The organism is Salinibacter sp. (assembly GCF_042218895.1).
In the GTDB taxonomy this organism is placed as follows: domain Bacteria; phylum Bacteroidota; class Rhodothermia; order Rhodothermales; family Salinibacteraceae; genus Salinibacter.
In genome coordinates, this window is the sequence record NZ_JBDGQQ010000150.1 from 1 (window position 1) to 22,903 (window position 22,903).

The following is a 22,903-nucleotide window of genomic DNA, read 5'->3' on the forward strand; positions in this document are numbered from 1 at the left end:
GGAGACCGTGAAGGACACGCTTGCCACGTTCCCCGAGCACGCCGGGGCCACGGGGCTCCACATGGTGGCGGACCCGACGGGCCAGGTGTGGGGAGCCTTTGAAAGCGGCGGTCTGCTGCGTATCGATCCGGAAACAGACGCGCCTCATCTCCTCCTGGAAGACGAGTCTGTCCGGAACGTCCGGGCCGCCGGCGACAGCCTCGTCCTGGCCTCGACCCAGAACGGCGTGTATCTGGTGAGTGCGGCCACCGGAGCCGTCCGCCGCCACCTCACGCAGGCCGACGGGCTCCTGTCCAACACGGCGACCGGAGCCTTCTTGACGGCCGATACCCTGTACGTGAGCCATCCAAATGGCCTCACCCTGCTTCCGGAAGGGCAGATCTCTTGGGGGTTCTCTTCGCCGCCGTCGCTTCTGACCGAGATGGAGGTCAATCTTAACGACCAGGCCCTGGCTGGCGACTCGGCGCTGGCCGCCTCCGAGCGTACGGTCGGGTTTTCCTTCACGGCCCCCGAACTTCGCTACCCGGATCGGGTGCGCTACGAGATACGCCTCGTCCCCCACGACACCGGATGGCAGACCACCCAGCGCGACTTTGCACGCTACACAGACCTGGAGCCCGGCACCTACCGATTCGAGGTGCGCGCCCGGCTGGGCGAAGCGCCGCCAGGGCCGGCGGCGACGTATTCCTTCACGATTCCACCGTTCTTCTACGAGACGTGGTGGTTTCAGCTTTTGGTCGGCCTTGGGCTGATTGGCCTCGGCGTCGGGGCCTGGCGCTGGCGCACCTACCGGCTCCGCCGGCGGCAGGAGGAGCTGGAGACGGCCGTCCAATCCCGCACCGAGGAGCTGGCCGCGGAGAAGCAAAAGACCGAGGCCCAGGCCGAGCGCCTCGCCGAGCTCGACGAGGCGAAGAACCGCTTCTTTGCCCACATCAGCCACGAATTCCGGACGCCCCTGTCGCTGATTCTGACCCCCCTGGAGGAGGCGCTTCGCGACGCAACGACGGAGACGATCGCCTTCGGCACCGAGCAGGTGAAGCGCATGGTTCGGAACGCAGAGCGTCTCCAGCGCCTCATCGAGCAGCTGCTGGACCTGGCCACGCTGGAGGCCGGTCGGATGGAGCTCGACCGTCAGCCCGGCGACCTGGGCCGGGTGATACGCCGGACGGCGAAGGCCTTCACGTCGATGGCCGAGCGGGAAGGAATCGATCTTCGGGTGCGCGCCGTCGGGGACCGGCTTCAGGCCCGCTTCGATCCGGAGAAGGTCGAATCGATTGTCAACAATCTGCTGTCAAACGCGCTCAAGTTCACCCCGAGCGGCGGGCGGGTCACCGTCTGGATCGGCGAGCGGACGACGCCCCGCGCTGCCGGGGGTAGTGCGGCCCGCGAGGCGATCCTGAAGGTGTCCGACACCGGGCCGGGCATGGACGCCGAGACGCAGGATCGCATTTTTGAGCGGTTCGAACACGTCGATGGCTCCGACACCCGCGAGCACGAGGGCGCGGGGCTGGGCCTGGCCCTCACCAAAGAGCTCGTGGAGCTGCACGGGGGCACCATTGAGGTCGAGAGCAGCCCGGGGGAGGGGACGACCTTTACGGTGGGTCTGCCCCTCGTGCCAGCGGCAGAGGCAGCGAGATGCGAGGGAGCGAGGGGCGATGGAGCCTGGAAGCGGGGAGACATGGAGGCGAGAGGCGACGGGCACGGCGACGAGTTGCCCGCTGAACCGAGGACGACGCCGAACGACTCGCCGGAGAGGCGCGATGGAGAAGCCTCCGGCGACGGGGAGGCACCGGGCGAGGAGGCACCAGGCGAGGAGGTGGGGGAAGAGACGGCCACGGTTCTGGTGGTGGAGGACAACGCCGAGATGCGCGCCTACCTGCGGGAGCAGCTGTCGGCCCACTGGCACGTCCGAGAGGCGTCAGATGGAAACGAGGGCTGGCAGGCCGTGCAGGAGGACGCCCCAGACCTCGTCCTCAGCGACGTGATGATGCCGGAGGTCGATGGCTTCGAGCTCTGCGAAAAGATCAAGGGCGACCCCGCCCTGCGGGACACGCCGGTGCTCCTCCTGACCGCTCGCGCCGAGACGGAGGGCGCGATCGAGGGGCTCGACTGCGGGGCCGACGACTACCTGTCGAAGCCGTTCGACGTGACCGAGCTGCGGCAGCGGATCGAAAACCACCTGGCGGCCCGCGAGCACCTGCGCGACCAGTACCGGCAGGAAGTGCGTCTGGAGTCGATGGAGAGGGTCGTGGAGGAGGAGCACGTCTCATTTCTGGAAACCGTGACCGAAACGGTGGAGGCCCACCTGGGGGATCCCGAGTTTTCGGTCGACCGCCTGGCGGAGGCCGTGGCACTGAGCCGTCGGCAACTGACGCGCCGGATGAAGGAGGCGATCGGTCAGACCCCGGCCGCCTTCATTCGGGCGCGCCGCATCGACCAGGCCAAGCAGCTGCTCGCCGGCGAGGCCGAGACTGTGGCCGAGGTGGCCTACGCCGTCGGCTTCCGGTCCCCGTCCGCGTTCTCCAAGGCCTTCCGGAAGCACGTGGGGCATCCCCCCTCCGAGCATACTGGGTAGAGAGCGCGGGGGCATGAGGGCGCGGGAGCATGGGGGCGTGGGAGCATGGGGGCGTAGAGAGGAGAGTCGAGGAAGGATCGAGGGTCGAGAGTCGAGGGTGAGAGACGTATGTCAGGACCGTCCGCGTGCTAATTCTTCCTCTGTCCCACGCGCCCTCTCGCTCAGTCCCACTTCGTTTGTAGTTTTTTGAGATAAATCGCAGGACGCTCCGATGTCTCCGTCAGAGCCTGGGGCGGCTGCCAAGCCGTGGAATCGGTCCCTCCGGCCTTGAAGAAAATGCCGCCCGGACGACGGCAGAGGCGGAGCGCTCGGAAATTCTTCACTGCCTGAGTGAGCGGAGCGAACGAGTTTGAAGAATTTCAGCGCATCCCGACAGCTGTCGGGAGACAGGCATTTTGTTCACAGCCGTGATCTTTTTGGTTCGTTTTTCGATCTAGCGAAAAATGAACGCCAGATTACAGAAGCAGGTAGCTCCCTCCCAGAATGAGCACCTGCTTTCGATAGACAGCGGATGACGTACTGCGGTTAAACTCGTAAAGTCACATTCCGGCACGACGGAGCAGAATAGCAACCCTCTCCGTTCCCGCCGAACAGGAGCGGAACCGAGAGGCGCCCTGTCCGACCGCGTCCGACACATCTCGGTTCGGATGCGACATGTCGCCTGAGAACATAAGATTGTCCCACATCCACGGACGCGGGTTCCGTTCTTGACCTGTGCGTGACCGGGCGCCGACCCGCTGAGTGGGGCCGTCGCCGGGAAAACGCGCGACGCTCGGCGTCCTACCCCGATCCCCGCAGGTCCGTCATGTCGACCACGGCCGTCGTGCTTATCGTCGTGGAAGACCGCAGTCGCCGCGAGGCGCTGCGGGAGACACTGGAGGGCCCCCTCCGGGTCCTGGAGGCGGCCCATCTCGACGAGGTCCGGTCTGCGGTGGAGGGGGCTCTTTCCCCTCCGGACTTGATTCTAAGCGACCTGCGGTCGGCGAAGGGAGAAGGCCTTACGCTCTATCGCCGACTGCGGGCCGATCCGCACGTGGACGCGGCGCCGGTGCTGCTGGTGCCGCCAGCCGGCACAGAGGAGAAGATCGAAGCGAATGGCGACACGGAGCCGGTTCTTCCAGAATCGGTGGCGGGGCAGGATCTGCGCCGCCTGGTGGGGCATCACCTCGCGGCGGAGGGCCTCTCGCCCGGCCCGCCCCTGGTGCCGGACGCGCCGCTGCCGGAGGCCGTCGAGGCGGTGGTGGCGGCGCGGCTGGGCGACCCGGCGTTTACGGCACAGGAGCTGGCCGAGGCGGTCGGCCTGAGCCGGCGGCAACTCACGCGGCGGATGAAGGACACGATGGGGACGACGCCCGCTGCGTTCATCCGGAGGCGGCGGCTCAAGCGCGCCGAGGAGCTGTTGGCCACCGGAGCGGAGACGGTCAAACAGGTCGCCGCGGCGGTCGGGTTTGCCTCCCCCTCGGCCTTCGCGAAGGCGTTTCGGGACCACGCCGGCGCCCCGCCCTCCGTCTACGCCGAGCGGCACGGGGAGTAGCGGAGGCTTCCGTCTGTTCGTTTCCGACAGATCTCGGTTCGCATGCGACATGTCGCATCAGAACATAGAATTGTCCCACATTCGCGGACGGTGTGCCATTGGTTGGTCGGTGCACGTTCGGCAACGCAAGACGGATGGAGGAGGGCTTCCCCCAAACGAGGATCCGTCCCGAGGGGACGGGTCGGGGGGCACCGAACGCGGTGTTCGGAGACCCATCGTCGGAGAAGCCCGACGCGGTCTGTTTGCTTAGCGCCCGCACGTTGCGGGACGATTGCCCTGAATTCTCACATCCTGAATTCTCACGTGCACTCACCACAAGACCTCATCACAAGATCGACGACACGCCATGTTCTTGAGACCTAGAAAGCACCCGTTTGCCCTCTTCGGCACGTTGATTGCCATCGCCGTCCTGCTTGCAGGATGCGGCTCGACCCTGGAGACCGCCAACGTCAAGAAGGCCGACCAGGTGGCCGTGCCCATCATCACCGTGGACCAGCACATCGACCTCTCGGCCCTGCAGGAAGAGGGGACGCTGGCGTCGGGGGCCGGCGCCGGCACCCTGGCCCAGCGCCTCCTACAGAACGAGAAGTTCGACCTCTCCCCGATGGTCGACCTGCTCGACAGCAAAACGTACGGCCCGTACGCCAAGCGCCTCCCCGTCACCGTGATGAAGGAGAAAAACGTCATCCAGACGAAGCGCTACCGGAACTTCCAGCTCCTAGACAAGGCGTCCCGCGACGAGCGGCTGCAAAATCTGAATCGCCTTCTGGTACCGGAGGGGTACAAAAAGTACAATCTGGGCCAGGACGCCCCGTTGGCGGACCGGCAGCAGAAGATGTTCGGGGCCGTGCCGCAGGAGGCCGACGCCCTTCTGTTCGTGTCGGCCGATTATGCGATGATCGAGGACAATCCCTTCTGGTACTGGTTCCTTCCGATCAGTCCGGACCGGGCCTACATCGAGGCCACCGTCCGGATGGAGATGGTCGACCGGAATGGAAACACGATTCTGGAGATCAGCCGGACGGAGCGCTCCAACAACCACGTCAATACGGTGGGGGGCGTGACCATGGAGCCCAGCAAGATTCAGCCCCTCTGCGAGGAGGCGACGAAACAGGCCGTGGCGGCCATTGACAAGGTCACCAAAGAGAAATTGGCCGGCTCGTGAGGAGGACGAGACGTCCGGCCTTCAAGATCACGGAGCTCGGTCGGTTCAATTCCGACATGTCCCGGTCCGCATGCGACATGTCGCATACGGCCACAGAATTGTCCCACATTCGCAGACGGCAGCCCATTGATTGGTCGGTGCACTATCGGCGGCCCGGCCGGCGAGCGACCGCGGCCCGACCCTGCGGGGCCGGGGCCCGCCGTTTCATTTCCGTAGTCAGTTCACCAAGTACACCATTTCTGTCATGCTTATGCGCACATCTGCCGCGCACGCCGCGCGGCTGGTCATCGCCGCTCTTATCGTTGGACTCCTTTCCGTTGGCCTTACCGCCTGCGACTCCGGTGGAGGCGGCGGCAACCCGCTAAACGGGGACCTGTCCGTTCGGATCGAGGGGCCGTCCGGGCTTGGAATCGGCTACAGCCAGTCCCTCTTCGAGGACACAGGGGTCAGCGTCGACGGGACCAACATCACCCTGCCGGACGACGGCGTGTGGACGAAGGACCTTTCGAAGGAGGATCTTGAGGGGGAACTGGTCGGGGTTCGGATCGAAGCGACCACGTCGTCGGAGGAGGGGATCACCCTGCAGCTGCTCAGTGACGGGGAGGCGTTCCAGAAAGATACGGAGCCGGAGCAGCAGGGCGGCGGCAACCTCTACGTCGTCGAAGCGGGCAATACGGAGACCCCTTTCTAATCTCGGAGGACGCGTATTCCCTCCACAGACACAGGGCGCGGTGCCCCATCCGAGGGGCGGTGATGGGACGGCTTGGGCACGCTTCGGGGGCGGCTCTGGGGGGATCTGTCGCTTCAGGACACGAAATTGTCCCACATTCGCGGATGCGGGTCCATTGATTGATCGGTGCATACTCGATGGTCTGGGGACCGGGCCCAGTCCGTTATCGAGCGACAGGACTTGGACTTCTCGTCCACCAACTAAATGCCAGGCAGGGCGGTGAGACGGGCCGGAGGCGGCCTCTCTCGTCGCCTGCCACCGGAGAGATGAACGTGCACCTTTTCGTTCCGGCGTGTTCCCCCGAACGACGAACTGTCGCGCATATCCGATCGCTTGGCAGCACGAGGCGAAACCGAGGGAGAAAGGCGGGCCGACTCGCGCCCATCGTATGACCTTTCAAATCTAATGTCTCTGCCAGACACGGCCGGATTCGGCCAACCCCCGTTCGCGCCTCGTCGTCCAGCATGCCTGGCCAACGCTCACGATTCTTCTCGATCCCAATCCGTCAATCTGTCATGTTTGAACGCACCCCAATGCCGTGTTCCTTTCGGCAGGTCTTCGCTACCCCTCTCGCAGCGCACTCGGAAGAGAGGAGGGGAGTTGAAGCGATATGTCTGCTCGCTGTAAGCCTTCTGGCCCTGTTCACGCTCGGGTCCCAAAGCGCTCGCGCTCAAATCCCCCAACAGGTGATCGCCGCTACCGAGACTGACGGAGCCACGTCCGTCTCTACAGCAGACCTTGACGGGGACGGGGACAAAGATGCTCTCTCTGCTTCCAAGGACAATAAGATCGCCTGGTACGAGAACCGCATGGGAGAAAGTGAGGCTGGTCCCGATGGTTTTGGAAGCCAACAGGTGATTACCACGAATGCGACCGAAGCCTGGTCGGTTCAGGCAGCAGACCTAGACGGGGATGGGGACCGAGACGTTCTCTCTGCCTCGCTTCAAGATGATAAAATCGCCTGGTACGAGAACCAGATCGGGGAAAGCGGGGCCGACAGCGATGGGTTTGGACCTCAACAGGTTATAACCACCAATGCGGACGGAGCCCGTTCGGTTTATGCAACAGACATCGACGGGGATGGGGACAAGGATGTCCTCTCCGTCTCTCAGAATGACGACAAGGTCGCGTGGTACGAGAACCAGGTGGGGGGAAGCGGGGCCGACGACGATGGGTTCAGCGACCAGCTGGTAATAACTACTGACGCAGATTTGGCCTTCTCGGCCCATGCTGCGGATCTGGATGGGGACGGGGACAAAGACGTTCTCTCCGCTTCTCAGAGAGATGATAAGATCGCGTGGTACGAGAACCAGATAGGGGAAAGCGGGGCCGACAGCGATGGGTTTGGACCTCAACAGGTTATAACCACCAATACAAACGGAGCCCGTTCAGTCTATGCATCGGACCTTGATGGGGATGGGGACAAAGATGTTCTCTCTGTTTTTAGTTTCGGCGACACGATCGCTTGGCACGAGAACCAAATTGGAGAAAGTGAGTCCGACAGCGACGGATTTGGGCCTCAAAAAGTTATAACCACGAGCGCAACGGCTGCCAATGCGGTCACTGCTTCAGATATCGATGGGGATGGGGACAAAGACGCATTGTCCGGCTCAAACAATCTTAGCTGGTACGAGAACCAGATAGGGGAAAGCGGGGCCGACAGCGATGGCTTTGGGAGTCAGCAGGTGATTACAACCAATGCGTCAGCTCAATCGGTTTCCACAACGGACCTAAACGGTGATAACGCCCCCGATGCTCTTTTTGCCTCCCTCAGTGGCGACAAGATCGCATGGTACGAAAATCAGATCGGTGAGAATGAGAGTGACAGCGATGGGTTCGGCGACCAGCATGAGATTACCACCAGCGTTACGGCTGCCCAGTCGGTTCATGCTGCAGACATAGATGGGGATGAGGACAAAGACGTTCTCTCCGCCTCTGCCGACGATAACAAGATCGCCTGGTACGAGAACCAAGTCGAGGAGAGTGGAGCCGACAGCGATGGCTTTGGACGTCAGCAGGTGATCAGCACAAGCGCAGGGGGAGCCTCATCGGTCTACGCGGCAGATCTGGATGGGGACGGTGATAAGGACATCCTTTCTGCTTCCGGTGCTGACGATAAGATCGCCTGGTACGAGAACCAGGTGGGACAGAGCGGAGCCGACAGCGACGGCTTTGGACGTCAGCAGGTGATCAGCACGAGCGCAGGGGGAGCCTCATCAGTCTACGCGGCAGATCTGGATGGGGACTCTGATCCAGATGTCCTCTCTGCCTCTCAGGATGACGACAAAATCGCGTGGTACGAAAATCAAATAGGAGAGAGCGGAGCCACCGACAGCTTTGGAGCTCAGCAGGTGATCATCATCGGTGTGCTGGGGGCCCAGTCGGTCTTTGCGGCAGACCTTGATGGAGACTCTGATCCAGATGTTCTTTCCGCCTCCGAAGATGACGACGAGGTCGCGTGGTACGAGAACCAGATCGGGGAAAGCGGGGCCGACGACGATGGGTTCGGCGACCAGAAAGTGCTCCCTGCCAGCGTGAGCAGACCTAAGTCCGTTTTTGCCGCGGACCTTGACGGGGACGGTGACAAGGACGCCCTTTCTGTTTCCAGTTCAATTTACGAGGATGATAAAGTTGTCTGGAACGAGAATAAAATCGGAGAGAACGGAGGAGGCGACGACGGCTTCGGTGGGCCCCAGACCATCAGTACCAACGCTGTAGAGGCGCAGTCGGTCTATGCGACGGACCTGAACGGAGACGAATCTCAGGATATCCTTTCTGCCTCTTCTGATGACGACAAGATCGCCTGGTACGAGAACCAGGTGGGAGAGAGCGGAGCCGACAGCGACGGCTTTGGGAGTCAACAGGTGATCAGCACGAGCGCAGGGGGAGCCTCATCAGTCTACGCGGCAGATCTGGATGGGGACTCTGAACCAGATGTCATCTCCGCCTCCGCCGACGATAACAAAATCACCTGGTACGAAAATACCGAAGGTGTCCTTCCCGTCGAGATGGCCGGATTCGATGCGCGAGCCGAAGGCGAGAAGGTGCGGATGAGCTGGCAGACCGCCTCGGAGACCGGCAACGCCCGGTTCGAGGTGCAACGGCGCGCCGGTGAACGGGCGAATGGGGGAGAGGGCGCATGGACGACGGTCGGCTCCGTGGAGGGTGCCGGCACCACCTCTGAGGCCCAATCCTACCGGTTCACCGACGCGGACCTGCCCTACGCGGCCGACCGGCTTGAGTATCGCCTCCGGCAGGTCGACACGGACGGAAGCGCGCACCTCTCAAAGACGGTCACCGTCGAGCGGGGCGTGACGGAGGTGGAACTCCTCGGCACGTTCCCGAACCCGGTCCAGAGCCGGGCGACGCTGCGCTATGCTCTCCCGGAGAAGCAGGAGGTCACGATCCGTCTCTACGACGTGCTCGGGCGGCGGGTGCGGACCCTCGTGCAGACGGAGACAGAGGGCCGCCACGAGCGGGCGTTCGACACGTCGGATCTGTCGAGCGGCGTCTACTTCCTGCGGCTGCAGGTCGGTGGACAGACGCGCACTCAGAAGCTGACGGTGGTGCGGTAGCGGAGGTCGGGGGGCTGCCCGGCTGTCTTCTCGGGGGCATTTCCGAGGACAGTCGGGTGGCCCCTCGATCAACGCGGGTTGGCCGTTCGCCACCAAGGTCACGTCCTACAGGCTTCGGTTCGCGCGGGACATGTCGCATACGACCAAAGAACTGTCCCACATTCGCAATTTCGAGTCGGTACGATGAAGGTAGGGGAGAAGACGAGGCATATTGTGGTCGAAGCTTGACTCTTCTAATTACAGGCAGGTTCGGCCCGACGCCATACGCGCCTCGTCGTCCAGCACGCCCCGTCCACGCTCACAATTTTTCTCGATCCCAATCCGTCGATCCGCCATGTTTGAACGCAACCCTTCGCCGTCCTCCTTTCGACAGCTCTTCGCCAATCTTCCCGCGGTGCACACGGAAGAAAGGTGGTTCCCCAAAACGACAGGTTTTCTCGTGGTGAGCCTTCTGGCACTGGTGGCGCTGGGTCTCCTGGGGGTTCAGAACGCGCAAGCCCAGATACCGCAAAAAGTCATTACGGAAGGAATCGCCTTTGACGTGAGGGATGTCGTTTCGGCAGATGTCGACGGGGACGGGGACGCCGATGTCCTTTCCGCCTCACGGGGGATTCCCGATATTGCCTGGTATGAGAACCAGATCGGGAATAGCGGGACTGATAGCGATGGTTTTGGGGACCAGCAGGTCATCACCACCAAAGCCCGTACGGCCCACTCCGTCTATGCGGCGGACCTGGACGGGGACGGGGACCCAGACGCCCTCTCCGCCTCCGGCGGCAATGAAAAGTTTGCATGGTACGAGAACCAGGTAGGAGAAAGCGGGGCCGACAGCGATGGATTTGGCCCTCAGCAGGTCATCGATACCGAGGCCAACCCTATGTCTATCTTTGCGGCTGACGTCGATGGGGACGGAGACAAAGACGTCCTCACTGCCGTTAGTTCTTTCGAGGAAAGTAAGGTCGCCTGGTATGAAAGCCAGGTGGGAGAGAGTGGAGCTGACGACGATGGGTTTGGGAACCAGCAGGTCATTACGACCGACGCACAAGCCCCCCAGTCCGTCTATGCGGCGGACGTCAACGGGGACGGGGACGCTGACGTGCTTTCCGCTTCCAACGATGACAACAAGGTCGCTTGGTACGAAAACAAGGTGGGAGAAAGCGGAGCCGATTCGAACGGCTTCGGCGCCCAACAGGTCATTACCACCGATGCGAAGGAGGCCTTTTCTGTCCACGGAGCGGATGTCGATGGGGACGGAGACCCCGACGCTCTTTCTGCCAGCATAGGGGATGGGCAGGTTTCCTGGTATGAAAATCAAATCGGGGAGGGAGGGACCGATGCGGACGGGTTCGGCGCTCGGCAGGTCATCACCACAAACATGGATGAGGCCACTTCTGTCCACGGGGCGGATGTCGACGGGGACGGGGACGCCGATGTCTTGTCCGCCTCCCCGAGAGGCTCAGATACCGATCCGAAAATCGCATGGTACGAAAGCCAGGTGGGAGAGAGCGGGGCCAATTCAGATGACTTCGGTGCCCAGCAGGTGATTACCACTAGTGCAGAGGGGGCTGAGTCGGTCTTTGCCGCGGATCTAGATGGAGATGGGGATAACGACGCCCTCTCTGCAAGTAGGGAGAAGCTCGCTTGGTACGAGAATCAGGTAGGAGAGAGCGGGGCCGATACGGATGGCTTCGGCCCCCAACAAATCATCGTCCCCACTGTGGCCACCCCCGAGTCCGTATTCACGGCGGATGTCGACGGGGACGGGGATCCAGACGCTCTCTCCGCCTCCTCTAGGGACAACAAAATTGCGTGGTATGAGAACCAGGTGGGAGAAAGCGGAGCCGATACGGATGGCTTCGGCGACCAACGGGTCATCACTACAGGTGCAGAAGCGGCCCATTCCGTCCACGCGGCGGATGTCGACGGGGACGGGGATCCAGACGCTCTCTCCGCTTCCTCTAGGGACAACAAAATTGCGTGGTATGAGAACCAGGTGGGAGAAAGCGGAGCCGATACGGATGGCTTCGGTCCCCAACAGGTCATTACCACGAGCGCAGACTTTGTCCAGTCCGTCCACGCGGCGGACCTTGACGGGGACGGAGACGCCGATGCCCTTTCCGCCTCCGAAGGGGACGACAAGATTGCGTGGTACAAAAGCCAGGTGGGAGAGAGCGGAGCCGATTCGGACGGCTTCGGCGCCCAACAGGTCATCGACTTCGACGACAGACCTGGATCTGTGCATGCGGCAGACATCGACGGGGATGGGGACCCTGATCCCCTCTCTGCCAATGCGGGAGACGGCCAGGTTTCCTGGTACGAGAACCAACTTGGAGAGGAAGGGGCCGTTCAGGATTTCGGGAGTCAACGAGTCATCACCTTCTACGATAATGCCTCAGCGGTCTTTGCAGCGGACCTCGATGGGGACGGAGATGCCGACGTGCTCTCCGCCTCCTCCGTTCTTGACGGCAAGATCGCGTGGAACGAGAACCAAGTGGGGGAGAGTGGAGCCGACGATGATGGCTTCGGCACCCAACAAGTCATCACCCCTGACAATGGTGCCTCGTCGGTCTTTGCAGCGGATGTCGACGGGGACGGGGACGCCGACGCGCTCTCTGCCCCCGACGACAAGATCGCCTGGTACGAAAGCCTGGTAGGAGAGGGTGAGGCCGATTCGGACGGCTTCGGCAACCGACAGGTCGTGACTACCGAGGTGGCTTCAGCCACGTCTGTCTTTGCGGTGGACATCGACGGGGGCGGGGACCCAGACGTCTTTTCCACCTCTAACCAGGACGATAAAATTGCCTGGTACGAAAATACCAAAGGCGTCCTTCCCGTCGAGATGGCTAGCTTCGAGGCGCGGGTTGAGGACGACAAGGTCCGCCTCACCTGGCAGACCGCCTCGGAGACCGGCAACGCCGGCTTCGCGGTGCAGCGCCGCGTCGCAGACGCACCTGCTCCTGGCACGCAGAAGGGAGACGCCTGGCAGAAAGTTGGCTTCGTCGAGAGCAAGGCCTCCGGCGGCACCACGACCGAGGCCCAGACCTACCGGTTCACCGACACCGGACTGCCCTACGCGGCAGATCGGCTGGAGTACCGCCTCCGCCAGGTCGACACCGACGGAACGACACACCTCAGCAAAACGGTCACCGTCGAGCGCGGCGTGACCGAGGTGCAGCTCTTGGGCACGTATCCGAACCCGGCTCGGAGCCGGGCGACGGTCCGCTACGCCCTCCCCGAGAAGCAGGAGGTGACGCTTCGCCTCTACGACGTGCTGGGGCGGCAGGTACGGACGGTGGTCCAGGCGGAGAAGGCAGGCCGCCACGAGCGGACGCTCGACACGTCGGGCCTCTCCAGCGGCCTGTACTTCCTGCGGCTGCAGGCCGGGGGGCAGACGCGCACCCAGAAGCTGACGGTGGTGCGGTAGCGAGTTGCAGCGGTGGAGATTCTATCCGCCACAAATCGTTGCTGGAACAAGAAGGGACCCCCGGCGCTCGGCTGTGGGGTCCCTGTGCCATGTCGATGCGGACTGCTGCTAGTATTTCGGCACAGACGAGTCAATCTCGTCGCTCCACGCCAGCACGCCGCCCGCCAGGTTGGACGCGTCATAGCCCTTCTCGCGCAGGAACTCCGTCGCCTTCGCCGAGCGCCCGCCGGAGCGGCAGTGCACCACAATCTCCTCATCCGGGTCGGCCTCCAGCTCGTCGAGGCGGTCCTCCAGCTCGTCGACCGGGATGAGCTGGTCGGCGTCGATGCTGGCAATGTCGGCCTCGTACGGTTCGCGCACGTCGAGCACAAACGGGGCGTCGTCCGCGTCGCGTCGCTGCTTGAGGGTGTGGACGGAGGTTTCGGGGATCGCGTCGTCGGAGTCAGACACGTCGGTGTCGGCGGTTCCGTTTGTGGAGGCGTCGTCGTCTTGCGGAATGCCGCAAAAGGCCTCGTAGTCGATCAGTTCCGTCACCGTCGGGTCGTCGCCGCAGACGGGGCAGTCGGGATTCGTGGGCACGTTGACGGTGCGGAAGTCCATGTGGAGCGCGTCGGACATCAGCAGGCGGCCGACGAGCGGCTCGCCCACGTCGGCCAGCAGCTTGATGACCTCGGTGGCCTGGAGCGTGCCGATGAAGCCGGGCAGGATGCCGAGCACGCCGCCCTCGGCGCACGACGGGACGAGCCCCGGCGGGGGCGGCTCCTCGTAGAGGCAGCGGTAGCAGGGGCCGTCCTCGGTGGCGAAGACCGACACCTGGCCCTCAAACCGAAAGATGGACGCGTACACGTTGGGGGTGCCCGTCATCACGCAGGCGTCGTTGACGAGGTAGCGGGTGGGGAAGTTGTCGGTCCCGTCGGCCACCACGTCGTAGTCGTCGATGATGCCGAGCGCGTTGTCGCTTGTGAGCCGTACCTCGTGGCGCTCGACCTCGACGTGCGGATTGAGGTCTTCGAGGCGCTCGGAGGCGGCGTCCAACTTGGGACGGCCGACGTCGCTGGTGCCGTAGAGAATCTGACGCTGAAGGTTGGAGGCCTCCACGGTGTCGAAGTCGACGAGGCCGATGCGCCCGACGCCCGCCGCGGCGAGATAGGTAGCGGCGGGGGAGCCGAGGCCGCCCGCGCCGACGAGCAGGACGGAGGCGTTTTTCAGTTTCTCCTGCCCCTCGCGCCCAAACTCGGGCAGCGTGAGGTGCCGGCTGTAGCGCTGCAGCTCGTCCGACGAAAGTTCTGCTTGTTGCGGGTCCGGTTCTGCGGTGGTTGTGGCCATGTTGGGTTGGGGCAATTACTCCAAAATCGTTCGTGTTGCGTATTGCGTATTGCGTACCATGGGGGGCGAGAGGGCTGCTTTCACGGAATACGCAACACGCAATACGTCCGTCGTTTCGGCAAGTGCAAATGACTTGGAGGCGAGCAGGACGGGGATTGGGGGCATCCCGGAACGGGGTCGCCTCATCCGCCTGCAATGGACGGGACGATGGAGACCTCGTCGTCCGGCTCCAGCGTGGTGTCGACGCCGTCGCCAAAGCGCACGTCCTCGTCGCCGACGTAGATGTTTACGAACTGGCGGAGCTCGTCGTCCTCGTCGTAGAGGTTGTCGGCGAGGTCGGGGTACCGGTCCACGAGCGTGCGGAGCGCCTCGTCGACCGTGGTGCCCTCGACCTCAACGTTGGACTGTTCGTCCGTGGCCGAGCGGAGGGGCGTGGGGATGCGGACGGTGACGGTTGTTTTCGTGTCTGGCATGGTGGTCGTTGGGGGTTGAAGGTTGGAAGGTTGAAGGTTGGAAGGTGAGGGTTGGAAAATTGAGGTTGGAACAGGAGCCTTGTGGTGCAACGTGGCACTTTGCGGAGGGCTTTAGATGGTTTTGGGGGCAGGCACGGCGATGTCCTCGCGCCGAAACTCCGAGCGGTCGGGGGCGAGGGTCCAGGCGGTAACCTCGTCGGGCGTGCCCTCATGGACGGACACGATGACGTAGGTGAAGCCGGGGAAGGTGGCCTCCTCCAGGTCCGTCTCCGAGGGGCGGGCCGGGTGGTCGGGGTGCGAGTGGTACACGCCCACCACGTCGAGCCCCTGTGTCTGCGCCGCCGCGTCCGCGTCGCGATAGTCGTCGGCCGTAAGCTCGTAGCGCCGGGTGCGACGCTCCGAGCGGCGATTTGTGGCCCGGTGGAGCGCCGTCACGTGGTTCTCGCCGTCGTCGGTCACCGTGCCGAGCAAAAAGCCGCAGCCTTCTTCGGGGTAGGCGTCCGCTCCATGCTGGCGGATGGCGTCGAGGACACTCGGGGTCGTGATCATCGGGGTGCAGTGCAATTATTGGGCGGATCGTATTGCGTATTTCGTACTGCGTATGTCGGAGGTCGGGGCAAAATGATACGCAATACGAAATACGAACTACTCCCAGAAGTCGTCGCTCAGGTAGCGCGTCCCAGTATCGCAGAGAATCGTCACCACGACCCCAGCGTCCAGTGAGCGGGCCACGTCGAGCGCCGCGACCACGTTGGCGCCGGCCGAGGGCCCGACGAGCAGTCCCTCCTCCTGGGCCAGTCGCCGCGTCAGGGCGACCGCCGTTTCGGTGTCGTACGTGCAGTGGGCATCGGCCAAATTAGGGTCGTAGATGCCGGGCACGAGGGCCGTGTCCATGTGCTTCAAACCCTCCAGGCCGTGCATCGCGGTGGCGGGCTCGACGGCCACGCACTGGATCGATGCGTCGTGCGCCTTCAGGCGACGCGTCACGCCCATGAACGTGCCGGTGGTACCGAGGCCCGTGACGAAGTGCGATACCTGACCGTCGGTCTGCTCCAGAATCTCGGCGCCGGTGCCGTCGTAATGGGCCTGCCAGTTGGCGTCGTTGTTGTACTGGTCGGGGTAGAAGTAGCGGTCCGGGTGGGCCGCCACGATCTCCTTGACGCGCTCCTGCGCCCCGTCGGTGCCCGCCATCGGGTCCGTCAGAAGGAGCTCGGCGCCGTAGGCGCGCAGCACCTTCTTTCGCTCTTCGGACGCATTCTCGGGCAGCGCGAGCGTTACGTCCAACCCCTTCGCCGCGCCGATCATCGCGTAGGCGATGCCCGTGTTGCCGCTCGTCGCGTCGATAAGCGTCTGGTCGGGGTGGAAGGCGCCCGAGTCGAGGCCGTCCTCGATCATCCGTTGGGCGGGGCGGTCCTTCACGGAGCCGCCGGGATTGAGGTGCTCCGCTTTGCCGTAGACGGTCACCGCCTCGGGCACGTCGGCGGCCACGCGGTCGAGCCGCAGGAGGGGCGTCTGGCCGATATTGTCGATCAAGTCCGCCGGTGCGGAGTGGACGGACGGTGTCGGGGAGGGGGAGGCAGCAGAAACAGCAGTGCTCATCACGCAAAAAACAGGATGGCCAAAAGAAAAGACCTCTCGCGGGCGAACCGGAGAGGCCACAGAGTCAGCAGAATGTCGGGCAGGAATCACCCTCCATCGCAGGCGGAAGGCGGGGCACCGACCAGACGCAGCCTCTCCAGGTCAACCGGACAACACCGACAACAACACCGGACGGTGGCCGGGGCCATGATCATCCAGGCCGCAATGGAGGAGGCGGACACCCGCATGGATTTACCTTTTCGAATAAGAGGACCAGCATTAGACAGCCAATGTTGCTACATGGGCATCTTCAGGAACGTTCCGGCTACGACCGGAGCCCCTCGTCATCGTCACATTCTTGAAGAGACTTTGTCTTCGAGGGAGCCCCCGCCGGAACGCTCCGTTCGGTCTCCAATTTTCCCTGTGAACCAGTGTCACCCTCGTCACAGTTGCTCTCCGAACATGTCGGATGTCTCCAGCGCCCTCGACCATGAGCGCTTCGTCCGGGCCGCCATCGAAGAAGCGGTCTCGGCCCGGGACGCAGGCAATCCGCCGTTTGGGGCCGTGCTGGTTGCGCCCGACGGCACGGTCCTGGAGCGTGCGGGCAACACAGAAGCCCGTACGGGCGATTGCACCGGGCACGCCGAAACCAACCTCGTCCGCGTCGCCTCGCAGCAGTATGGGGCCGATCGGCTTCGCAACGCCACCCTCTACGCCAGCACAGAGCCATGCGCCATGTGCGCGGGAGCCGTGTTCTGGGCCCGCATCGGACGGGTCGTGTTCGGCCTCCGCGCCGAGCGTCTGTACGACATGAAGGGAGAGGCCGGACGTCAGCTTCACCTATCGTGCCGCGAGGTGCTCGATCGGGGAAACCACGACGTGGAGGTTGTCGGGCCGGTGCTCGAAGACGAGGCTGCGGCCATCTTTCCGGAGGGGTAGGTTCGGCGGCTCTCGCCGACACAAGAACTGAACACTCACAGATTGGGGGCCGCCCGCTCGTCGAACCAAAGTGAGCGCTCCGGGTAGCACTGGTCGTACACGGTGTCCGCTCAGCCCTCCGCGGGCGGGGCAATACGTTCTGCTTGGATCGTCTACTCTTCTCCATGAGTGACTCGGCCTCCTCCACTGCTTCGGATGCCTCCCCCGACGACACCGGATGGACAACTCGAACCAAGCGCCTGGTGGGCCTTGGGGTCGCCGCCCTGGTGCTCGTCGGCCTGGCCCTCCCCAAGATCAGCGGCTCCGACTCCTCCGGGGGAGGGGGCGGGTCGAGCGATGCCCCGACGCGCGTCGACGCCACGGTGCTCCGGCCCGGCACCGTCACCGAACGGATCCGCACGACCGGCACGCTGCGGGCCGACGAGTCGGTGGAGCTGACCGGCGAGGCCTCGGGCAAGATCACCGACATTCGCTTCGAGGAGGGCACCCGGGTGCAGGAGGGCGACGTGCTGGTTCAGATCAACGACGCGGAGCTGCAGGCCGAGAAGCAGCGCCTGGAGCACGAGCTTCAGCTGGCCCGCGACCGCGCCGAGCGTCAGAAGCGGCTGCTGGCCGAGGGCGGAGTAAGCCAGGAAGAGTACGACGCCACCGTGAACAAGGTGGAGGTGCTGGAGGCCGAGCTGAAGCTCGTGGAGGCTCGCATCGAGAAGACGAAGATCCGGGCGCCGTTCAGCGGGGTCGTTGGACTGCGGAAGGTGAGCGAAGGGGCCTACATTTCGTCCCAGACGACGATCACGACCCTACAACGGATCGATCCTATCAAAGTCAATTTTTCGGTCTCCGAGCAGTACGCCTCGCAGGTGCAACCGGGACAATCGATCTCGTTTAGCGTTCGCGGCCTGGACCGCACACTCGACGGGCAGGTGTATGCCGACAACGCGAGTGTGGACCCCGAGACCCGAACCCTCCAACTCCGCGCCCGCGCCCCGAACCCCGACGGCACGCTCCGGCCCGGCATGTTCGCCGACGTGACCGTGACCCTGGGGACGGTGGACAGCGCCATCGTCGTGCCCTCCTTCGCCGTGGTGCCCACGCTCGACGGCCAGCGTGTGTTCGTGGTGGACAACGGCACGGCCCAGCCCCGCAATATCACGCTCGGCGTCCGCACCGACTCGACCGTGCAGGTGACTGATGGTCTCGCCCTCGGGGATACGGTCATTACCTCCGGGATTCAAGACCTTCGAGCCGGACTGCCGATTCGTGTCGAAACGCTTGAGTGATACGTGATGCGTGAAGCGTAACGCATGAGGCCGCCTTCCGGCTGTCGTTCACGCATCACATTTCACGATTCATTCCCCGACGGTTGTCCCCTTCCTCCGAAGCGGGCATTCCGCGAACAAACGCCCACACGCTCAGACGCAGATGTCGCTCTACTCCCTCAGCATCCGACGGCCCGTCCTGGCGACGGTGTTCGCGCTGCTCATCATGATCTTCGGGGCGGTGGGCTTCTACTTCCTGGGCGTGCGCGAGTACCCCGCCGTCGACCCGCCGGTCATCAGCGTCACGACCTCCTACCGCGGGGCCAACGCCGACGTGATCGACTCGCAGATCACCGAGCCGCTGGAGGAGCAGATCAATGGCATCGACGGGATCCGGACCATCGAGTCCGTGAGCCGGCAGGGGCGGTCGACGATCACGGTCGAGTTTGACCTCGGCGCCAACCTCGAACGGGCGGCCAACGACGTGCGCGACCGGGTGAGCCGCGCTCAACAACAGCTCCCGCCCGACGCCGAGCCGCCCAGCGTGTCCAAATCCAACGCCAGCGCGCCGCCGATCGTCTTCCTCAACATCAAGTCGGACACGCGGGGCCTGATGGAGCTCACGGAAATTGCGGACAAGCGCTTCAAGGAACGCCTCCAGACGATTAACGGGGTGAGCCGTGTCGACATCTGGGGCGACAAGACGTACTCGATGCGGCTTCAACTCGACCCCCAGCAGCTCGCGGCCTACGACCTCACCCCACTCGACGTGCGCCGCGCCCTGGACCGCTCGAACGTGGAGCTTCCGTCGGGCCGCATCGAGGGCGAGACGGTCGAGCTCACGGTGCGCACGAAGAGCCGACTCAAAACCGTTGAGGACTTCCGGTCGCTCATCCTCAAGCAGAGCCCGGAGGGGCAAACCGTGCGCCTGAAGGACGTGGGGACGGCCCAGATTGCGCCTCGCAACCGGCGCACGCAGCTGCAGCGCGACGGCACGCCCATGGTGGGCGTCGTCCTGCGCCCGCTGCCCGGCGCCAACTACATCGACATCGTCGACGAATTTTACCGCCGGCTCGACCGCATCAAGGCGGACCTCCCCAGCGACCTGGAGCTCGGCATCGGCTTCGACAACACCGAGCCGATCCGCGACAGCATCGACGAGGTGCAGCAGACCATCTTCATCGCTTTCCTTCTCGTCGTCCTCATCATCTTCCTTTTCCTCCGCGACTGGCGGTCCACCCTGATCCCGCTCGTGGTGGTGCCCATCGCCCTCATCGGGTCCTTCTTCGTGATGTACGCGATGGGCTTCTCCATCAACGTGCTCACCCTGCTTGCGCTCGTGCTGGCCATTGGGCTCGTGGTGGACGACGCGATCGTGGTGCTGGAGAACATCTACGCCAAGATCGAGGAGGGCAAGGACCCGGTGACAGCCGGGCTGGAAGGGACGCGCGAGATTTTCTTTGCCGTGGTGGCCACCTCCGTGTCGCTGGTCATCATCTTCGCGCCCATCATTTTCATGGGGGGGCTCACAGGCCAGCTGTTCAAGGAGTTCGGCCTCGTCATTGCCGGGGCGGTGGCGTTCTCGTCGTTCGTGGCGCTCACGCTTACGCCCATGCTGTCCACGCGCCTGCTGAAACAGCGGGACGAGAAGCCCTGGATCTACCGCAAGACCGAGCCTTTCTTCGAGGCGCTCACCGACGCGTATCGCCGCTCGCTGCAGTCCTTCATGGCGCACCGGTGGGCGGCGTTCGTCATCATGGGCGCGTGCGCCGTGCTCATCGGCACCTTCTACTTCACGCTGCCGCAGAAGCTGGCCCCCCTGGAGGACCGGAGCCTCCTCCGCATATTTACGACGGCGCGGGAGGGAGCGACCTACGAGTACATGGACCGGTACGTCGACAAGATGTACGATACGGTCAACGAGACGCTCCCCAAGAAGCACCAGAAGTCAATCATCTCGGTGACGTCGCCGGGCTTCGGGGCGTCGAGCTCGGTGAACTCGGCGTTCATGTTCACGCGCCTCGTGCCGCCGTCGGAGCGGGACGTCTCGCAGATGCAGTACGCCGACAGCCTGCAGGCGGCCCTGGGCCAGCTGGAGGGCGCGCGCACCTACGTCTCGCAGGAGCCCACCATCTCGGTCGGGTTCAACCGGGGACTGCCCGTGAAGTACGTACTGCAGACCTCCAGTGTCGCCAACCTCCGTGAGGCGCTGCCACGGTTCCTGCAGACGGCGCGGCAGCAGGAGGAGCTGGCGTTCGTGGACGTGAACCTGAAGTTCAACAAGCCGGAGCTACAGGTGGAGATCGATCGCAACAAGGCCGACAACATCGGCGTCTCGCCCCTCGACGTGGCCCGGACCCTGCAGCTGGCCCTGGCGGAGCAGCGGGTGGGCTTCTTCGTGCGGGACGGCGAGCAGCGCGAGATCATCGCCTCCGTGCAGGAGGAGCATCGTGACGAGCCGCTCGACCTGACGAGCCTCTACGTCCGCTCCGCTAGCGGCGAGACGGTGCCGCTCGACAACCTCGTGTCGGTGCGGGAGCGGGCCACGCCGCCGCAGCTGTTCCGCTTCAACCGGTATATGTCGGCCACCGTGAGCGCCCGCCCGGCCCCCGGCAACACGATTGAGGACGGCATCAACGCGATGGACCGCGTGGCGGACGAGGTGCTGGGGCCCGCGTTCACGACGACGCTGACGGGGCAGTCGCGCGACTTCCAGGAGACCTCGAACCAGCTGCTCTACGTCTTCGGGCTGGCCCTCCTCCTCATCTACCTGGTGCTGGCCGCTCAGTTCGAGAGCTTCCGCGATCCGTTCATCATTCTCCTTACCGTGCCGCTGGCGCTGGCGGGGGCCATGCTGTTCCTCTGGTACTTCAACCAGTCGCTCAACATCTTCAGCCAGATCGGCATGATCATGCTGATCGGGCTGGTGGCCAAGAACGGCATCCTCATCGTCGAGTTTGCGAATCAGCGCAAGGCCGCGGGGCTCTCGATCCGCGAGGCCATCGAGGAGGCCGCGGCGGTGCGGTTCCGCCCCATCCTCATGACGGCCCTCTCCACGATCCTCGGCGTACTGCCCATCGCGCTGGCGCTGGGGGCCGGGGCGCAGAGCCGCATGCCGATGGGCATCGCCGTCATCGGCGGGCTCCTCATCGGAACGTTCCTGTCGCTCTACGTCATCCCCGCCACGTACACCTACTTTACGAGCGAGGACGCGGGGCCCGTGCTGGTGGGCGGCGACGGCGCGGCGACCGGCGACGGGTTGCCCGACGAAGACGTGGCGACGCAACAACAGGGGGTGCCGTCCGGATAGAAGCGCTGCTCCGAGTATTGCGTGTTGCGTATTGCGTATTTTTTGCTCCGAGAGGCGGAATACGCAACACGAAATACGCAATATGATCTGCTCAATTCTCTGCACCTGCGTCCGTCTCCGTACATGGACACCGTCACTCGTCTCGCGTTCGCGCTTCTCCTTTTCGGAGGGGGCACGCTGTTCTCTCCCTCCGTTCAGGCGCAACAAAGTCCCGACACCCTGCGCCTCGAGACCGCCGTCCAGCGCGCCCTCCAGAACAACCAGCAGGCCCAAATTGCCCGGCGCGAGGTCGACATCGCCGAGAACAACGTGTCGCTCGGCAACGCGGGCTTCTTGCCGACGCTGTCGGGGCAGGCGGGCTATTCGGAGACGATCACGTCGTCCGATCAGACGTTTCTCGGCGGAGAGACGCAGAATACGGACGGGGCAAAGTCGACACAGGCCAACGCGGGCGTGGATCTGCGGTGGACGGTGTTCGACGGGCTGCAGCCCTTCGCCACGTACGACCGCCTCGGGGCGGAGCGGGACCGGCAGGCGGCCGCGACGATGGAGGAACTAGAAGCCCTGGCGGCCGATGTGATTGACGGCTACTACGACGTGGCGCGCCAGCAACAGCAGCTCGACGTGCTGCGGGAGGCCGCCGCGATTTCGCGCGAGCGCCTCCGCATCGTCAAGCTGCGGCGGAAGCTCGGCTCGGCGTCGGACCTGGAGGTGCGGCAGGCACGGGTCGACCTCAATGCCGACTCAACGCGCGTGCTGCGGCAGCAGACGGCACTCGTCAACGCAAAAAGTCAGCTCAACCGGCTCCTGGGCCGCCCCGGCGACGCGTCGGTCCGCTACGCCGTTGCCTCATCGATTGCCGTGGACACGAGCCTCGGATACGGCTCGCTCAGAGAGACGGCCCTCCAGGAGAGTCCCGCGCTCAAGCAGGCCCAGCAGGCGTTGCAGGCCGCCCGGGCTGAGAAACGGGAAACCCGCGCCGACTTTTTCCCCTCCATCGATGTGACGGCCGGCT

Annotated in this window: 14 protein-coding genes; 10 read left to right on the forward strand and 4 right to left on the reverse strand. The window is 64.1% G+C overall.

Features of this window, described 5'->3' with window-relative positions:
* The 6 genes from ABEL04_RS12540 to ABEL04_RS12565 all read left to right on the forward strand — a co-directional run.
* The coding region (locus ABEL04_RS12540) for an ATP-binding protein (protein ID WP_375802732.1) at positions 1-2,575 on the forward strand (2,575 nt) is incomplete at its 5' end.
* Between the two features lie 805 nt (positions 2,576-3,380).
* Positions 3,381-4,109 (forward strand): helix-turn-helix domain-containing protein, encoded by a 729-nt coding sequence (locus ABEL04_RS12545; RefSeq protein ID WP_375802733.1) that lies wholly within the window; start codon positions 3,381-3,383, stop codon positions 4,107-4,109.
* Positions 4,110-4,455: 346 nt separating this feature from the next.
* The gene (locus tag ABEL04_RS12550) at positions 4,456-5,274 is read left to right on the forward strand and encodes a hypothetical protein (RefSeq protein ID WP_375802734.1); all 819 of its coding nucleotides are present in this window, start codon (positions 4,456-4,458) and stop codon (positions 5,272-5,274) included.
* Positions 5,275-5,524: 250 nt separating this feature from the next.
* Entirely contained in the window at positions 5,525-5,965 is a 441-nt protein-coding gene (locus tag ABEL04_RS12555) for a hypothetical protein (RefSeq protein WP_375802735.1), read from the forward strand.
* Between the two features lie 725 nt (positions 5,966-6,690).
* Complete coding sequence (locus ABEL04_RS12560; protein ID WP_375802736.1) at positions 6,691-9,579, forward strand: FG-GAP-like repeat-containing protein; 2,889 nt, start codon at positions 6,691-6,693, stop codon at positions 9,577-9,579.
* 334 nt (positions 9,580-9,913) lie between these two features.
* The gene (locus ABEL04_RS12565) at positions 9,914-13,003 is read left to right on the forward strand and encodes a T9SS type A sorting domain-containing protein (protein ID WP_375802737.1); all 3,090 of its coding nucleotides are present in this window, start codon (positions 9,914-9,916) and stop codon (positions 13,001-13,003) included.
* Between the two features lie 108 nt (positions 13,004-13,111).
* Here ABEL04_RS12565 and moeB read toward each other — a convergent pair whose 3' ends face one another.
* The 4 genes from moeB to ABEL04_RS12585 all read right to left on the reverse strand — a co-directional run bounded on the left by moeB (position 13,112) and on the right by ABEL04_RS12585 (position 16,401).
* Positions 13,112-14,329: a molybdopterin-synthase adenylyltransferase MoeB gene (gene moeB, locus ABEL04_RS12570; protein WP_375802738.1), complete on the reverse strand. Its 1,218-nt coding sequence runs from the start codon at positions 14,327-14,329 to the stop codon at positions 13,112-13,114.
* Positions 14,330-14,511: 182 nt separating this feature from the next.
* Positions 14,512-14,802 (reverse strand): ubiquitin-like small modifier protein 1, encoded by a 291-nt coding sequence (locus tag ABEL04_RS12575; RefSeq protein ID WP_375802739.1) that lies wholly within the window; start codon positions 14,800-14,802, stop codon positions 14,512-14,514.
* Between the two features lie 111 nt (positions 14,803-14,913).
* Positions 14,914-15,351, reverse strand: a complete 438-nt coding sequence (locus ABEL04_RS12580; RefSeq protein WP_375802740.1) for a Mov34/MPN/PAD-1 family protein — start codon at positions 15,349-15,351, stop codon at positions 14,914-14,916.
* A 96-nt stretch (positions 15,352-15,447) separates the two neighbouring features.
* Complete coding sequence (locus ABEL04_RS12585; protein WP_375802741.1) at positions 15,448-16,401, reverse strand: PLP-dependent cysteine synthase family protein; 954 nt, start codon at positions 16,399-16,401, stop codon at positions 15,448-15,450.
* A 441-nt stretch (positions 16,402-16,842) separates the two neighbouring features.
* Here ABEL04_RS12585 and ABEL04_RS12590 point away from each other — a divergent pair, with 441 nt between their 5' ends.
* The 4 genes from ABEL04_RS12590 to ABEL04_RS12605 form a co-directional block, all read left to right on the forward strand.
* Positions 16,843-17,319, forward strand: a complete 477-nt coding sequence (locus ABEL04_RS12590; protein WP_375802742.1) for a nucleoside deaminase — start codon at positions 16,843-16,845, stop codon at positions 17,317-17,319.
* Positions 17,320-17,483: 164 nt separating this feature from the next.
* Positions 17,484-18,599 (forward strand): efflux RND transporter periplasmic adaptor subunit, encoded by a 1,116-nt coding sequence (locus ABEL04_RS12595; protein WP_375802743.1) that lies wholly within the window; start codon positions 17,484-17,486, stop codon positions 18,597-18,599.
* 142 nt (positions 18,600-18,741) lie between these two features.
* Positions 18,742-21,888, forward strand: coding sequence for an efflux RND transporter permease subunit (locus ABEL04_RS12600; protein WP_375802744.1), 3,147 nt, complete (start codon positions 18,742-18,744; stop codon positions 21,886-21,888).
* A gap of 123 nt (positions 21,889-22,011) precedes the next feature.
* The coding region (locus tag ABEL04_RS12605) for a TolC family protein (RefSeq protein ID WP_375802745.1) at positions 22,012-22,903 on the forward strand (892 nt) is incomplete at its 3' end.